Genomic DNA, 15326 nt, shown 5'->3' on the forward strand with positions numbered 1-15326 from the left:
ACAGGTGGGGCGTCTGACGAAAGCGAGATGATTGTCACTCATATTGGATTAATTGTTGTGAGTTAACTGCTCGCCAGTTTTTCAGCTAAATAATCCACTAAAACCCGCACTTTGGCGCTCAGATGACGATTTTGGGGGTAGAGCGCCCAAATGCCTTCTTTGGCTTCGCGGTGTGCGTCGAGGAAGGAGATAAGTTTGCCTGCATGAATATCTTCTTCAATATAATAATCAGGGAGTTGTACTATCCCTATGCCCTTTAACGCTGCATCCCGCAGGGCATAGCCGCTGTTGCAGATAAGGTTGCCGCGTACCTTAATATTGCGCTCGCGGCCATGTTCAATAAAGCGCCAGTAATTGTGATTCCCGATCAGACAATTATGTTGATTTAACTCCGAAAGCGTATGGGGCTCACCGTATTTTTCAACATAACTGGGCGAGGCGGCCACATAATGGGTGCGGCTACTCAAGGGTTTGGCCATTAGGCTGGAGTCGGCGAGTTTGCCAAGGCGAATAGCCAAATCGTAACCGCCCTCAATCAAATCCAAGGTTCTGTTAGTCAAGTCAACATTACATTCCACGCTCGGGTACTGCACCATAAAGTCATTGAGTAACGGCATGATAAATTTTTCACCGTAGGCTACGGGCGCGGTGAGTTTTATCAGCCCTTGAGGCGAGTCTTTAAGATCGGTAATCGCTCGCTCAGCTTCCTCGAGGCCTGTCTGCAATTGGCGGCAATGGCGATAATAAATCGTGCCTTCTTCGGTGAGCGATACCTTGCGCGTCGTACGGTAAAACAGCTTAGTGCCGAGGCGATTTTCCAGCGCGCCGACTTGCCGACTCACGTGGGCGGTGGACACATTGAGGCGCTGTGCGGCTAAGGTAAAGTTCTCGGCTTCGGCTACTGCTACAAATTCTGATATGCCATCCCAAAGGTACATTATTGCTTCTCAGTAAAAATGAATTGCCAAAATGCTAGATTATCAATCCTCAGGAAATAAATACAATCGAATGACTGCATTACCGCACACTATTTTTAAGCTTATCCGTCCGCCTCAATCTATGCTTACAAGCGAGTAGGGCTAGGATAAGCCGTAAATTGATAAGCCCATTGATTAAAAGAAGGAAAGACAAGCATGTCGAACGAAAAACCACAGTTTATCAAGTCAAAGGCCGCCGTGGCCTGGGGGCCGGGACAGCCGCTCAAGATTGAAGAAGTCGATGTGATGTTACCTAAAGCCGGCGAAGTATTAGTGCGCATCGTGGCGACTGGGGTGTGCCATACCGATGCGTTTACCTTAAGTGGTGACGATCCTGAAGGCGTGTTCCCAGCGATCCTCGGCCATGAGGGCGGTGGTATTGTTGAGCAAGTGGGCGAAGGCGTGACCAGCGTGCAGGTGGGCGACCATGTGATCCCTCTCTACACGCCTGAATGCGGTGAATGTAAATTCTGTTTATCGGGTAAAACAAACCTGTGCCAGAAGATCCGCGCGACTCAAGGCAAAGGTTTAATGCCAGATGGCACCACGCGTTTCTATAAAGATGGTCAGCCAATTTTCCATTACATGGGCTGTTCTACCTTCTCTGAGTACACTGTATTACCTGAAATTTCATTGGCTAAGGTCAATAAAACTGCGCCATTAGAAGAGATCTGTCTGCTCGGCTGTGGTGTGACGACAGGTATGGGCGCCGTAATGAACACCGCTAAGGTGGAAGAAGGCGCGACCGTGGCGATTTTTGGCCTAGGTGGTATCGGTCTTTCGGCCATTATTGGGGCGACCATGGCTAAAGCCAGCCGGATTATTGCCATTGATATCAACGAATCTAAATTCGAACTTGCCCGTAAACTAGGTGCAACCGATTGTATTAACCCTAAAAATTTCGACAAACCCATTCAAGAAGTGATTGTCGAGATGACCGATGGCGGCGTGGATTACTCCTTCGAATGTATCGGTAATGTCAATGTGATGCGCAGCGCGCTCGAGTGTTGCCACAAGGGCTGGGGCGAATCAGTGATCATTGGTGTTGCAGGCGCAGGGCAGGAGATTTCTACCCGTCCATTCCAACTGGTGACAGGTCGCGTATGGCGAGGCTCAGCCTTCGGTGGCGTGAAAGGACGCTCGCAATTACCTAAAATCGTTGAACAATACCTAGCAGGTGAGTTTAAGCTCGATGACTTTATCACCCACACTATGGGACTTGAGCAAGTCAACGAAGCCTTCGATTTAATGCATGAAGGCAAGAGCATTCGCAGCGTGATCCATTTCGATAAATAATTGCGCTCTTTGTCATCACAGCAGCAGATAACCGCTGACGACTTATCTGCTGCTTATGTGTTTTAAGCTTGTGATAGGGTCTTGAACGGCAAGCTAACCGCTAAAAGTGAACAGGAAAGGGATTGACATGACCATAGAAAATATCAGCTGTAACAAGAGCTTTGGTGGTTGGCACAAACAGTATCGCCATCAATCTCAGGCGCTGAACTGCGAGATGCGCTTTGCGATTTACCTGCCACCCGAGGCGGCCAATAAGCCTGTACCTGTACTGTATTGGCTATCGGGACTCACCTGTACCGACGAAAACTTTATGCAGAAGGCTGGCGCGCAGCGTATTGCGGCGCAGTTGGGAATGGCTATCGTCGCTCCCGATACCAGTCCTCGTGGTGATGATGTTGCCGATGCACCGGATAAAGCCTATGACTTGGGCCTCGGCGCAGGGTTTTATGTGAATGCGACCAGAGCACCTTGGAATCGCCACTATAAAATGTACGACTATATCGTGCATGAGCTGCCAGCGCTGATTGAAGCGAATTTCCCCGTGACAGGGCAGCGTGCCATATCTGGCCACTCCATGGGTGGGCACGGCGCGTTAGTGATAGGGTTAACCCATCCCCACAGATATAGCTCAATCTCGGCTTTTAGTCCTATCAGTAATCCAAGCAATGCGCCTTGGGGGATTAAAGCTTTTACCGAGTATTTAGGGGAAAATCGCGAGCACTGGCGCCAATACGATGCCTGTGAGTTACTCAAATTGGCGATCAGCGAAGTGCCTATTTTAGTCGACCAAGGCGATGCCGACAGCTTTTTAGAAACACAGTTAATGCCACAAACATTGAGTGATATCGCCAAAGTCAAAGGTTATCCCTTAGATTTGCGTATGCAGGCGGGGTACGATCATAGCTATTATTTTATTGCGAGCTTTATTGAAGAGCACCTTAAATTCCATAGCTTGTATTTTAAATAGCCCTGCCAATTGTTAACCCTTTTCAGTATTAAACTTCTTAGTTAATGCCTAGGGTTAAATATTAAAAATCGCGGTGAACTTAAGTTTATCGCGATTTTATTTTCTATAGATAAATCGCGATGTCATTCAGCATGTCTTGTTGACCCATCGCGGCTGAATGATTTGAACACCGCAGCTATATCTCAAATGAGAAAAAGCTGTTAAGTTCTCGAAATTAAAGATGATTCATTCTCTATATTTTCAATACAATATTGACGAATAAAGATACATAAGGATAGGAGTTCAATATGAAATGGATGTTCGTGCTGTTACTGGCGATAACGAGTACCGCCAATGCCATGATTATCAGGCATGATGTGGATGACGCGAAATATCAAGTAGCGGCTCAAAGCGATAATTCGACGGTCACCTTTTTAGGGCGCTATAAAGGTGAAGACATTGTGCTTGGCACTGGCAGCCTTATTGATAAGCAATGGATTGTGACTGCGGCGCATGTGGCTAATGAGCTAACGACTGGCAATAAAGTGCAATTTAAAAAGGATTTTTACTCGATTAAAAACGTGATAAAACATCCACTTTGGAAAGAACGACACTTTCCCTATGATATTGCATTGGTTCAATTGGCGTCTTCAATTGAAGACGCCACACTCGCTAAATTGAATCCTGCCTCAACCGAAACGGGTAAAATCGCTACCTTCGTCGGACGTGGCGATTTTGGTAATGGGCTAGTGGGCGTTGTGGCGGCCGACAAACAATTGCGCGCGGCACACAATGCCGTAGTTGGGGTGCAGGAGCAATGGCTGAAATTTATCTTTGACCGCGACGCGAATGCCTTACCATTGGAGGGGATTAGTGGCCCAGGAGATTCGGGCGGCCCCGCGTATCTCGTCTCGATCAATTCAGTCTGCCTTATCGGTGTCAGCTCATGGCAAAATGCTGAGTCAACCAATTGGGAAGAAGGCAAGTATGGTGTGATTGAACATTACTCACGTATTGCCTATTTCAGGGATTGGATCGAGAAAACGCTTTGGCAGATATCTGGGATATCGCCAGAAACCTGTCCTGCTAGTTAAGGCATTAGATTGTACAAGATAAACAAATGCCGCGCTTAATCGTTTAGGTTTGAACGGTTAAGCGCGGCATTACAGTGCTAAAAACTTAAGTTAATTAACAGCTTGAGTGGATTAACATTCGACAATGTTCACCGCAAGGCCGCCTTTGGCGGTTTCTTTGTATTTGCTGCGCATATCTTTACCTGTATCCATCATGGTTTTAATCACTTTATCCAGTGATACCTTGTGGTTACCGTCGCCGCGCAGCGCCATACGTGAGGCGTTAATGGCCTTGATTGCGCCCATTGCATTACGTTCAATACAAGGCACTTGTACTAGGCCACCTACGGGGTCGCAGGTTAGGCCTAGGTTATGTTCCATACCAATTTCAGCTGCGTTCTCAACATGTTCGACTGTGCCGCCCATAATCTCGGTTAAGGCGCCTGCCGCCATTGAGCAGGCTACGCCGACTTCACCTTGACAGCCAACTTCAGCGCCTGAGATCGAGGCATTTTTCTTATACAAGATACCAATTGCAGCGGCGGTTAACAGGTAACGGGCGCAAACGTCGATATCGACTTCTTGCACGAAGGTATCGTAGTAACAAAGCACGGCAGGAATAATACCTGCGGCACCGTTTGTTGGTGCAGTCACAACGCGATCGCCTGCTGCGTTTTGCTCGTTTACCGAGAGGGCGAATAAATCGACCCAATCCATTGCGGTTAATGGATCGACGTTGTTACGGCCTTCGGCTTTGAGGCGACGATAGAGTGCTGGCGCGCGGCGACGCAGCTTTAAGCCGCCAGGCAGAATACCTTCCTTCTGATAACCTCTTTCGATACAGGTTTTCATGGTTTGCCAGATATTCCACAGCTTGGCTTTGACCTCTTCTTCACTGGCAAGGCTAAGTTCGTTGGCCATCATTAAGGATGAAATGCTTAAGCCATGTTCAGTACAAAGTTCGAGTAATTGGGCGCTGCTGTTAAAATCATAAGGTGCTGATTCAATTTGCGATGCTGGTGAGGCATTACGTTGGTTGATTTCATCTTCATCTAAGATAAATCCGCCACCGACAGAGTAGTAAGTGCGCTCAAAAATACATTCGCCTTTGCTGTAGGCATAAAGTGTCATGGCGTTCGCATGGGCGGGAAGGGTTTTACGTCTGTGGTAGGTAATGCCGTCTTCACGGGTAAACTTGACTACTTTGCCGCAGCTGAGGCTGAGGGTTTCATTTTTAGACACTTGCTCAAGAATGCCATCGATGCTGTCGGTATCGACGGTTTCAGGATCTTCACCCATCAAGCCTAAAATGACCGCCTTACCTGTGCCGTGGCCCTTGCCTGTTTGGCCGAGGGAACCAAAGAGTTCGGCTCTTAATTCATCCACTTGGGCAATCTGGCCCGAATCAGCAAGGTGCTGCATAAAAATTTTGCCCGCTTTCATGGGGCCAACAGTGTGTGAACTCGAAGGGCCAATGCCGATCTTGAACATATCGAATACGCTAATCATGATTGAAGTCCTGTTGTGTCTCGATTTTTATTTTAGTGTGTGCGGATGAACTTTGCAGTTATGGTGTTAATACGCTGGTTTTTAGGGCATCAACTCTGGCAAACTGCAGGCACTATCCACGTAAAAATAGGCTTGTGTGATACGCTTATGTTCAGTATCCCATAAATCAGTATCAAGATTCACATTAGTTTTTTTTATTAGAAAGTCTTCGGATAAGCTGAGCTTAATTAGCGGATCATTAATGTCGATTTAATGGCCTACATTATCGGTTTTGGGTAAAATTTGACGGTAAATGGCTCGCTTTTTGGGGATTTTTGTGAACCCCGTAGCCAGTATCGCTATGGTTATTTTTTGAGTATGAATAAGAAATTTTAGGGAGAATTATGAGTTATCTAATGCTGGATCTGCTGTCTTTAGAGGTCAGTGAGGCTGAAGCTGAGATGCTGCGCCATCCGCAAGTGGGCGGTTTGATCCTGTTTTCCCGCAACTTTACTAGCCGTGGGCAATTAATTGCCTTGGTGCAGCAGATTCGCCAAATTCGTCCCGAGATTTTGATTGCCGTCGACCATGAGGGCGGACGAGTACAACGTTTTCGCGAAGGTTTTACGCTTATTCCGGCCATGGGGGATATTTTGCCAGCGGCTAAGGGCGAGATGGCATTGGCGAAACGTTGGGCCTGTGAGCTGGGTTTTTTAATGGCCATCGAGTTACTCGCCTGTGACATCGACTTAAGCTTTGCGCCTGTGCTCGATCTTAACGGCATCAGCCAAGTCATTGGCAAACGTAGTTTTAGTGCAAAGCCCGATGAAGTGATTGCGTTAGCGCAGAGTTTTATTGAGGGTATGGCCGAGGCGGGCATGGGGGCTGTGGGTAAGCATTTCCCTGGTCATGGCAGTGTGGCGGCAGATTCCCATATTGCGCAACCTATCGATGAACGTGAGGCTGAGGCGATTTTTAATCAAGATATTCTGCCGTTTAAGGAGTTGATCGCTCAAGGTAAATTATCAGGCATTATGCCTGCCCATGTGATCTACCCTAAAGTTGACCCCAATCCTGCGGGCTTTTCAACCTATTGGTTAAAGCAGATCCTTCGCAAAGATCTGGGTTTTAATGGAGTGATTTTCTCCGACGATCTGGGGATGAAGGGCGCATCTTTTGCGGGAGATTATTTAGGCCGCGCCCAAGCTGCGTTGGATGCGGGTTGCGATATGATTTTGGTTTGTAATGATAATCCAGGTGTTATGTCACTCTTAAACGGTTTTGTATGGCCTTCTGCTGCACCAAAACATCCGGCGAGTTTACTTAAACCTAATGCGGCGCAGACTGCTATCGCATTAGAAAATAGTGCTCGTTGGGAAAATGCCAAGCAGCTGGCCGAGCAAATCCAACTCGCACAACAGGCAAAAGTTTGATGTAGCGCAAGGTTCTGCAATGAATATTTGCTAGGGTTAGTGGCATACGCCGTGTTTGGCAGATTGTTAAAAGGTCTCAATATGATTTTTTATCTTCATGGATTCGATGCGACTAGCCCTGGTAATCACGAAAAAATGCGTCAGTTGCAGTTTATTGACCCAGATGTAAGGCTTATCAGCTATAGCACTTTGCACCCCAAGCATGATATGCAGCATTTATTGAAAGAGGTCGCCAAGCAAATGCAGTATAGCGACGATCCCACGCCGTTAATGGTGGGCGTCGGTTTGGGGGCGTATTGGGCTGAGCGAATTGGCTTTTTAAATGGGTTAAAGTCGGTGTTGATCAATCCCAATCTTCATCCAGAAGAGACAATGCAAGGGAAAATTGATCGCCCGGAAGAGTATGCCGACATCGCCAATAAGTGTGTTTCAGAGTTTAGGTTGAAGAATACCCACAAAGCGATGTGCATTCTGTCTCGTTTTGATGAAGTGCTCGACAGTCAAGCAACGTCCAGTGAACTCAGTTGTTTTTACCCTATCGAATGGGATGAAACTCAACCCCATAAATTCCCCCAATTAGCGGCCCATTTGCCTAAAATCAAAGCTTTTAAGCTAAGTTAACGGTTAATACTCGTTTGCAGGCTCATCATTAGACCGCGCATCGCGACTCATTTGTAGGGGAATAGGTTTGGTTTTCGTGTGATTGCCAGCCTTAGCCTTCGCTCATTTCCATATTTCAGTTCGTTATATGTACGGGGTTGCTGCTTATGCTACCGAGCGTCATGTATTGGTATATCGATATATTTCATATTTGGAATGGTTGACGGTATATATTATTGGTTTGGTTGGCTATTTCAGTAAAAAGCATTAAATAAGTACTGTAAGAGTGGATTTATCTATCATTTTGTTGAAATTTGTAATTAATTGTGTAAAGTAGCGCGTCTTAATAGTTTGTTACAAAATGCTACAAACTTTTATGCCATTAGTCCATTTATGGACAACCTTTTGCGTATGTCGCCCGACACAGCTAACAGCGGTCTTGTTAGCTGTTTTTTTATGCGTTTCATTTCATTTGTTTCACTCAGTAAATCCATCACTTAACACATTTATAACGTAACTAAGCTCAAATCTCGGCTATGCTTAAACTCGCATGAGAATAACAAGCTAACCTTGTTCAGGAGTCTTAAATGAAACGGGTGCTAATCAAATTAACGGGAACCGTACAGGGTGTGGGCTGTCGGCATGCGACACTGACAAAGGCTCGAGCCTTGGGCGTGACAGGTTATGTGACTAATTGCGTCGATGGAAGTGTCGAAGTGCTCGCACAGGGCAGTAATCCTGCTGTAGATAATCTTATTGCCTGGTGTGAGTTAGGCGTGCCTTGCACCGATGGATTAATGGTGCGGGTGGAAGAAGACCAAGGCGATGATATTTATCTGGATTTTTCAATAGTGCGCTGATTTGCTGCTAAATTCAGTCTCGATGAGTCTTGAATGGTCATGGAGCTATTGGTGATAAAAAAAGCGGTAATTACACTCGTATTACCGCTTTTTATTTAGCATTGATCGGCTGGCGTTTTATGCGCTAGGTTGCGCCATTTTACGGATCTGGATCACCATGCCCATTTCGGGATGATCGAGATAATGAATCTCATCACTTTTCACTCGGCGATTCTGTTCCAGCGGAATAGACATCAGGTAAGGCGTCATCACTTTAACAGGCGTCGCATTAGTATTTGTGCTGGTTTCATCGGTCGGCACAGGCATTAACTTACGTCCTTCTTTGCGAAGATTTAAGGCCGTTTCGATATAGAGGTAGTGGCTGAGATAAATATTTAACGTGCCATCAAGTTGCCAAACAGGAGAGGGCAGCAATGGTGCCGAACTTTCTAAAGCCATTCCTTGGGAGCTTTGAGTATTTTGCATCGAACTGTTTAACGCTTGTTGCACAATTTGGCGGCCATCGAAGTGGTAGTTGGCGGAGAAATCCTTACCAGCAAATAGGCGAACAGGCACTGAGCCGCTTTTACCCGTCATAGGTTGCTGCCATGTCATATGCAGTAGACTGCGATTACCACGTTCTCTGGATAAGCTATTAACGATACTTGAAAACTGACCTTGGTTGCTTGCGAGTAATACCGGGCCACTGCCAAGTTTGGCGTAGGTTTGGCTGCTACTGCCGATTTCCGATGGGATCATGCTTGGGTAACGGTACTGGGTGGTCGTTGTGCTTGGGCCTGTGATCCTTAAGCCGCTTGTAGTGCTATTATCGGTGTTACTAGTGGCATTCGTATTTGTGTTTTCTGCGCAATGGCTATTGGCATCGGCATCATAAACAAGTGTGCAAGGCGCAGACTCATTACTCATGGATACCACAGCCTGACCTACAACCGGTGAGATCAGGTCGATTGCACTATTGGTTTTCGTCTCAATTGGGGCCATAGGCCATTGTTCAGTTGACTGGCTTTGGCGTTCGAAAATATAGACTTCAACCTCGAACCACGCCTCAGCACGGGCAAGTGAACTGTGTGAAAGTGCAATAAGTGTAGCGATAGAGACCGCGAGTTGACGTAACACTATTTATCTCCAAGACGATGTTGCGATTGATGTTGAGATAGTTGTTCGAGCAAGAGCTTGACTAACGCGAGCCTCTCTTTTGCCGTTTCGGCGCTGAGCATGAACTTTAACTTATTCGGCCCGTCCATTCGATAGATTTGTGGCTGACTTTGCAGTAATCCAATGATAAAGCCTGGGTCGATATTATGATCTTGGCTAAATTCGATACTGCCACCCTTAGCGTGTACCTCAATTTTAGTAGCCCCTAGCCGAGTTGCCTGATGTTTATACAGAGTCATTTCCATCAAGTTTTTAGTGGCCTCGGGCAGCAAACCAAAGCGGTCGATAAGCTCAACTTTAAGTTCGTCTAAGGCTTCTTCGCTGTCACAACTGGCGATACGCTTGTAGAGCGACAGACGAATATTCACATCACCGACATAGTCTTCAGGTAATAGGGCCGGAATTCTGAGCTCCATTTCACATTGCTGATTGAGCATTTGCGCCAGCGATGGCTCTTTACCTTGCTTAAGCGCTTTGACCGCCGATTCAAGCATTTCCATATAGAGGCTAAAGCCAATTTTTGAGATATGGCCGCTTTGCTCATCACCTAAGAGTTCGCCTGCGCCGCGGATCTCTAAATCTTGGGTGGCGAGCATAAAACCGGCACCTAAATCCTCAAGGGCATCGATGGCTTCGAGACGTTTGCGAGCATCGCTAGTCATACGTTTAGGATGTGGCGTCATCAAATACGCATAGGCTTGATGGTGAGAGCGACCCACACGGCCACGTAGCTGATGCAACTGGGCTAAACCAAAGGTGTCGGCGCGTTCGATAATAATGGTGTTTGCACTAGGGACGTCGATACCGGTTTCGATAATAGTGGTACAGACTAACACGTTGAATCTTTGGTGATAAAAGTCCGACATCACCCGCTCAAGATCCCGCTCACGCATTTGGCCATGGGCGACCACCACCCGCGCTTCGGGTAACAAGGTACTAATGTCTTGGGCACATTTTTCAATGGTTTCGACATTATTGTGCAGGTAATAGACTTGGCCACCACGGAGGATTTCACGCAATATAGCCTCGCGCACCGTCGCGGGATCGGATTCGCGTACAAAGGTTTTCACCGCCAAACGCTTAGCGGGAGGTGTGGCAATAATCGATAAGTCGCGCATTCCCGACATCGCCATATTTAAGGTGCGGGGGATCGGTGTGGCGGTGAGGGTCAAAATATCCACATTGGCCCGCAGTGCTTTAATTTTCTCTTTTTGTCTGACACCGAATCTGTGTTCTTCGTCGATGATAAGTAGGCCTAAATTCTCAAATTTAGCCTCGGATTGCAGCAGCTTATGGGTGCCAATCACGATGTCGACTTTGCCTTCTTCGAGCTGTTTTAGCACTTGGGTCTGCTCTTTGGCGGTTCTAAAGCGTGACATCACTTCAATCACTACCGGCCAGTCGGCAAATCTGTCCTTAAAGTTTTCGTAGTGCTGCTGGGCGAGTAACGTGGTGGGTACCAACACAACCACTTGTTTACCCGCATTCACCGCCACAAAGGCGGCGCGCATCGCGACTTCGGTTTTCCCAAAGCCCACATCACCACAAACTAATCTGTCCATTGCGGTTGGCGATTGCATATCGGCGAGCACGGCATGTATTGCACTTTCTTGATCGACGGTTTCTTCAAAGGGGAAACCTTGAGCGAATTGGGCGTATTCTTCGTCATTGATTTCGCAGCTCTCACCGGGACGTGCTTGGCGACGTGCATAGACATCGAGAAGTTCTGCGGCCACATCGCGGATTTTTTCAATGGCTTTATTTTTTGCCTTAGCCCAAGTGTCGTTACCGAGTTTATTAAGATGCGTTTCCCCATCGGCGCCAACACTATAACGGCTAATTAAATGTAAATTGGAAACGGGGACATAGAGCTTATCGCCGCCTGAGTACTCAAGTTGCAAATATTCAGCAACAATGCCGCCAGTATCGAGGGTGACTAAACCTTGGTAAAGGGCAACACCGTGCTCTAAGTGTACGATCGGCTGGCCAACTTTCAGCTCGGCTAAGTTTTTGATTAGGGTATCGTTACTGATCTGACGCTGTTTTTCGCGGCGACGCTGCTGTGAAATCCGCTGGCCGAAGAGCTCAGTTTCACAGATGATGCTGACGGCAGTTTGTGCGCCGAGTCCCAGTACACAACCACGGGATAAGGGCGAAACGATCAAGCCAAGTTTGGTATCAGTTTTAATAAACTCATCAAAATGACTAAATACCGTAGGCTTTAACTGGATTTTACCCAAGAGTTCGAGCAGCGCTTCACGGCGGCCTTCAGATTCTGCGCTAAACAGCATCCTCGGCGCCTGCTCAGCATAATCCTGCAGTGCGATTAACGGCTGCTTTAATTTGTGATTGGCGCTTACCTCAGGCAAGGCTCTTGCATCAATTTGCGCCGCAGCACCATTGGTGTCAGGATTTGGGGCCACAAATTGATAGCGAGGTAGCGGCTTAAAGGCGGCAAATAATTCTTCTATCAGTAAATACAGTTCTTTAGGGGCAAGCAATGGCCGTAGCGGATCGACCCGTCGGTCTTCATATCGTGTTTCCACTTCATGCAAATGGGCGCGAGCGGATTTTTCGATATCGCCCAAGGTGACTAACTGAGTGTCTTTTGGCAGGTAATCGAACAGAGTCGCAACCTCATCAAAAAACAGTGGCAGATAGTTTTCAATCCCAGCGGGCATCAGATTGCGGCTTACCAACTGATAAACCGATTCTGGTTCTTTAACGATCACCTCAAAACGACGGCGATAGCGCTGTCTAAAGCCTTCGATGGCGCTGCTATCGGTTGGAAATTCTTTCGCCGGTAATAACCGCACCGCATCGACGGGTGTAGAGGATCGCTGGGTCTCTGGGTCGAAATGGCGAATGGTTTCAACTTCATCATCGAAAAGCTCGATACGCAGCGGCATATTTACGCCGGTAGGGAAGATATCGAGAATTGAGCCCCGAATGGCAAACTCGCCATGTTCGTAAACTTGCTCAACTAAATGATAGCCCGTATCGGTTAATTGCTGGCGCACATCATGGAGCTGATATTTATCGCCCTTTTTAAGCACAAATACATTGGAGCTTAAATAGGATTTCGGCGGCAAGCGCATCATCAGTGTTGTCACCGGCACGATAACCACGCTGTGCTCGGCATGGGATATTTGCGATAGGGTTTCTAAACGCTGGGAGATCAAATCCTGATGGGGTGAAAAACTGTCGTAGGGCAGGGTTTCACGGTCAGGAAACAGCCGCACCTTAATGGTGGTGTTCGCTAATAAATAATTAAGCTCTAACTCGAGACTCAATGCCGTTGGTGTGTCACTGGTGACAATGAGCGTGGTGCCTGGGTGTTGGCGTATCAAGCTGGCGAGGGTGACCGCTTGACCCACTCCGGCGATACACGACAGAGTTTGCATTTGAGTGCCATTTTTTACAACGGGCGGTGTTAGGGCTGAAATATGTGTCATTGGCGTGGGATAAACGGATTCATTCACAAAAAGTTGCATTTATTGTAGTGACTTGGGCGCGAGGGTGCTAGTGAAAACTCTCGTCTTTATTGGCGTTCGTCCCTAGCTTGTTTACGCAGTTTAAGTTGTTTTTGTTGAACATTGAGACTCGCTTTGACCAGTTGCTCCACATCCGAATCCAGTATTTGGCTAAATTCGAGGTCGATTAGATAGGGCGACGATGCGTTGTACTGTTGTGCTTGCTGCGCAGTTGATTGGGCTTCCTGTGAGAGCATACAAGCGGTGACCTTGGCAAAACATAAAATAGCGACCAGTTCGTCATGGATAAATAAGGTCACTTTAAAATGGCGCCCTAGAGGTAATTCGGTCGTGCTGATTATGCGAATACCACTGCCACCAAACTGACAACCATCATATTTATCACCCTCTTGGACTTCTTTTTCGAGCACGTGTTGCAGGACTAAATCCACCTTGCGCGATTGTAGCTTGAGAAAATCCACCACCACCTTGGCTTCATTATCTAAATGCCGCAATTGTAACAAACAGCTCGCTTCGAGGGCTTTTACTTCACTCAATAGCTGGATCCCTAAGGATTGCATTGATCTTAAAGCCATTTCATTGGGTAGAGGTCGATTTTCGTCCCAGAGGCTTAAGTAAGCGGTAAAGGGATGAGGCACACTAAAATACGGATTGGTGTCAGTGAACAAGGCTTGCCTCTTTATTTATAGAACCTAAACCCCTATTATCGTGCCCATCTTTATGATTTAGCAAGTTCAGCACACAGGACGCAGCCCTCTTTCAATGGATCTTCGATTCCCTCTCTACGTTGGTTACCGTTATTGGCGGGCCAGAAAAGCAAACGCATTTGCTTCTTTTATTACCTTATTTGCCGTTTCGGGCATTTTTTTAGGGGTTGCCGCCTTGATCGTGGTCAGTTCGGTGATGAATGGCCTCGAAGGGCAATTAAAGCAGCGCATCCTCGGCGCTGTACCGCAATTGACTGTTTATACTAAAGCTCCGTTAAGCGATTGGACTATTGCGGCAGAAAAGCTAACTAAGCTGCCCGGCGTGCAAGGGGTGACGCCAAGTGTGTCGACGCAAGCCATGGTGCAGTCGGCGGCGAATATCCGCGCCGTGCAAGTGTTTGGAGTGTTTCCTGAGCTTGCCGAAAAACTCTCCGCGGTGGCGCAACATACCTATTCCGGCGCGTTTAACGAGTTAACCAGTGGCCAGTATAAGGTCATATTGGGCAGCGAACTGGCGCGCCAGTTAAAAGTCAGCCCTGGGGATACGGTACGCTTATTAAGTGGCGATGGCGTGGTGTACTCGCCGCTTGGCCCTGTGCCCAGCCAACGTAAGTTTTTAGTGTCTGCAGTGTTCGAAATGGGTTCACAAGTGGATGCGGGCGTGGCTTACGTTCATTATCAAGATGCAAAGCGGTTAATGCGTCAGCCCAGTGATGAAATCAACCAGCTAAGGCTGTATTTAAACGATCCTTTTAACGCGCCTGCACTTGCCAAGGATGTGCAGCAAATCTTAACAGAGCAGGGCATCGAGGCGACCACGAGCGATTGGCGTGACACCTATGGACATCTATTTAGCGCAGTGAAGATGGAAAAAAATATGATGTCGCTGATGCTCAGCCTGATTGTGGCGGTGGCGGCATTCAATATTGTCTCGGCGCTAGTCATGATGGTTGTCGATAAAACCACCGATGTCGCAGTGCTTAAAACCCAAGGTTTAAGAACCTCAGCTGTGATGGGCATTTTTGTGGTGCAAGGTTTATTGAATGCGGTGTTAGGTTTAGTGCTGGGCTTAGTGGTCGGTATTCTAATTACCCTTAATTTGAATGGCATTATGGCAACCCTGGGTATTTCGATTTTAGGGACTGGACAAATGTTGCCGGTAAAACTGGCGCTTGGGCAATTGTCGCTGATTATTGTCGGTACCTTAGTGGTGACCCTAGTGGCAACTCTTTACCCTGCGCTACGGGCTGCAAGGGTGCAGCCAGCGACAGCGCTGCGTTATGAATAACGGTGTTTT

At 47.3% G+C, this 15326-nt stretch carries 12 protein-coding genes; 7 read left to right on the forward strand and 5 right to left on the reverse strand.

Going from position 1 to position 15326, the window contains the following annotated elements:
* Nucleotides 1–62: 62 nt before the first annotated feature.
* Complete coding sequence (locus tag MMG82_RS10495; protein WP_037417872.1) at nucleotides 63–938, reverse strand: LysR substrate-binding domain-containing protein; 876 nt, start codon at nucleotides 936–938, stop codon at nucleotides 63–65.
* 195 nt (nucleotides 939–1133) lie between these two features.
* On the opposite strand from MMG82_RS10495, the gene MMG82_RS10500 reads away from it, so the two are divergent.
* From MMG82_RS10500 to MMG82_RS10510, 3 genes are all read left to right on the forward strand, one after another.
* Entirely contained in the window at nucleotides 1134–2273 is a 1140-nt protein-coding gene (locus MMG82_RS10500) for an S-(hydroxymethyl)glutathione dehydrogenase/class III alcohol dehydrogenase (protein WP_126513036.1), read from the forward strand.
* 127 nt (nucleotides 2274–2400) lie between these two features.
* Nucleotides 2401–3240, forward strand: a complete 840-nt coding sequence (gene fghA / locus MMG82_RS10505; RefSeq protein ID WP_047535956.1) for an S-formylglutathione hydrolase — start codon at nucleotides 2401–2403, stop codon at nucleotides 3238–3240.
* 287 nt (nucleotides 3241–3527) lie between these two features.
* Nucleotides 3528–4313 (forward strand): S1 family peptidase, encoded by a 786-nt coding sequence (locus tag MMG82_RS10510; protein WP_047535958.1) that lies wholly within the window; start codon nucleotides 3528–3530, stop codon nucleotides 4311–4313.
* Between the two features lie 111 nt (nucleotides 4314–4424).
* Here the strand turns inward: MMG82_RS10510 and MMG82_RS10515 are convergent, their stop codons facing one another.
* Nucleotides 4425–5801: an L-serine ammonia-lyase gene (locus MMG82_RS10515; RefSeq protein ID WP_037418317.1), complete on the reverse strand. Its 1377-nt coding sequence runs from the start codon at nucleotides 5799–5801 to the stop codon at nucleotides 4425–4427.
* 383 nt (nucleotides 5802–6184) lie between these two features.
* Here MMG82_RS10515 and nagZ point away from each other — a divergent pair, with 383 nt between their 5' ends.
* From nagZ to MMG82_RS10530, 3 genes are all read left to right on the forward strand, one after another.
* Nucleotides 6185–7213: a beta-N-acetylhexosaminidase gene (gene nagZ / locus MMG82_RS10520; protein WP_047535960.1), complete on the forward strand. Its 1029-nt coding sequence runs from the start codon at nucleotides 6185–6187 to the stop codon at nucleotides 7211–7213.
* A gap of 81 nt (nucleotides 7214–7294) precedes the next feature.
* Nucleotides 7295–7834 carry an alpha/beta hydrolase YcfP gene (gene ycfP, locus MMG82_RS10525; RefSeq protein ID WP_241406827.1) on the forward strand — a complete coding sequence of 180 codons (540 nt, stop codon included), beginning with the start codon at nucleotides 7295–7297 and terminating at the stop codon, nucleotides 7832–7834.
* Between the two features lie 566 nt (nucleotides 7835–8400).
* Nucleotides 8401–8673 (forward strand): acylphosphatase, encoded by a 273-nt coding sequence (locus MMG82_RS10530; protein WP_047535962.1) that lies wholly within the window; start codon nucleotides 8401–8403, stop codon nucleotides 8671–8673.
* A 117-nt stretch (nucleotides 8674–8790) separates the two neighbouring features.
* On the opposite strand, the gene MMG82_RS10535 is transcribed toward MMG82_RS10530, so the two are convergent.
* From MMG82_RS10535 to MMG82_RS10545, 3 genes are all read right to left on the reverse strand, one after another.
* A complete protein-coding gene (locus tag MMG82_RS10535) occupies nucleotides 8791–9789 on the reverse strand; it encodes a peptidoglycan binding protein CsiV (protein ID WP_047535965.1) in 999 nt (332 codons plus the stop codon).
* Complete coding sequence (mfd, locus tag MMG82_RS10540) at nucleotides 9789–13283, reverse strand: transcription-repair coupling factor (RefSeq protein ID WP_241406835.1); 3495 nt, start codon at nucleotides 13281–13283, stop codon at nucleotides 9789–9791. Before mfd ends, MMG82_RS10535 begins: the two co-directional genes overlap by 1 nt.
* A gap of 86 nt (nucleotides 13284–13369) precedes the next feature.
* The gene (locus tag MMG82_RS10545) at nucleotides 13370–13990 is read right to left on the reverse strand and encodes a hypothetical protein (RefSeq protein WP_241406828.1); all 621 of its coding nucleotides are present in this window, start codon (nucleotides 13988–13990) and stop codon (nucleotides 13370–13372) included.
* Between the two features lie 94 nt (nucleotides 13991–14084).
* Between MMG82_RS10545 and MMG82_RS10550 the strand changes: the two genes are divergently transcribed.
* On the forward strand, nucleotides 14085–15317 hold the full coding sequence (locus MMG82_RS10550; protein WP_241406829.1) for a lipoprotein-releasing ABC transporter permease subunit: 1233 nt from the start codon (nucleotides 14085–14087) through the stop codon (nucleotides 15315–15317).
* Nucleotides 15318–15326 lie beyond the last annotated feature (9 nt).

Origin of the sequence: Shewanella sp. MM_2022_3, from assembly GCF_022557375.1 — a bacterium.
GTDB lineage: Bacteria > Pseudomonadota > Gammaproteobacteria > Enterobacterales > Shewanellaceae > Shewanella > Shewanella xiamenensis.

Excerpts from the sequence above, each read along its gene's own strand:
- MMG82_RS10495 (WP_037417872.1), bottom strand. The coding sequence starts at position 938 with ATGTACCTTTGGGATGGCATATCAGAATTTGTAGCAGTAGCCGAAGCC.
- MMG82_RS10500 (WP_126513036.1), top strand. The coding sequence starts at position 1,134 with ATGTCGAACGAAAAACCACAGTTTATCAAGTCAAAGGCCGCCGTGGCC.
- fghA (WP_047535956.1), top strand. The coding sequence starts at position 2,401 with ATGACCATAGAAAATATCAGCTGTAACAAGAGCTTTGGTGGTTGGCAC.
- MMG82_RS10510 (WP_047535958.1), top strand. The coding sequence starts at position 3,528 with ATGAAATGGATGTTCGTGCTGTTACTGGCGATAACGAGTACCGCCAAT.
- MMG82_RS10515 (WP_037418317.1), bottom strand. The coding sequence starts at position 5,801 with ATGATTAGCGTATTCGATATGTTCAAGATCGGCATTGGCCCTTCGAGT.
- nagZ (WP_047535960.1), top strand. The coding sequence starts at position 6,185 with ATGAGTTATCTAATGCTGGATCTGCTGTCTTTAGAGGTCAGTGAGGCT.
- ycfP (WP_241406827.1), top strand. The coding sequence starts at position 7,295 with ATGATTTTTTATCTTCATGGATTCGATGCGACTAGCCCTGGTAATCAC.
- MMG82_RS10530 (WP_047535962.1), top strand. The coding sequence starts at position 8,401 with ATGAAACGGGTGCTAATCAAATTAACGGGAACCGTACAGGGTGTGGGC.
- mfd (WP_241406835.1), bottom strand. The coding sequence starts at position 13,283 with ATGACACATATTTCAGCCCTAACACCGCCCGTTGTAAAAAATGGCACT.
- MMG82_RS10550 (WP_241406829.1), top strand. The coding sequence starts at position 14,085 with ATGGATCTTCGATTCCCTCTCTACGTTGGTTACCGTTATTGGCGGGCC.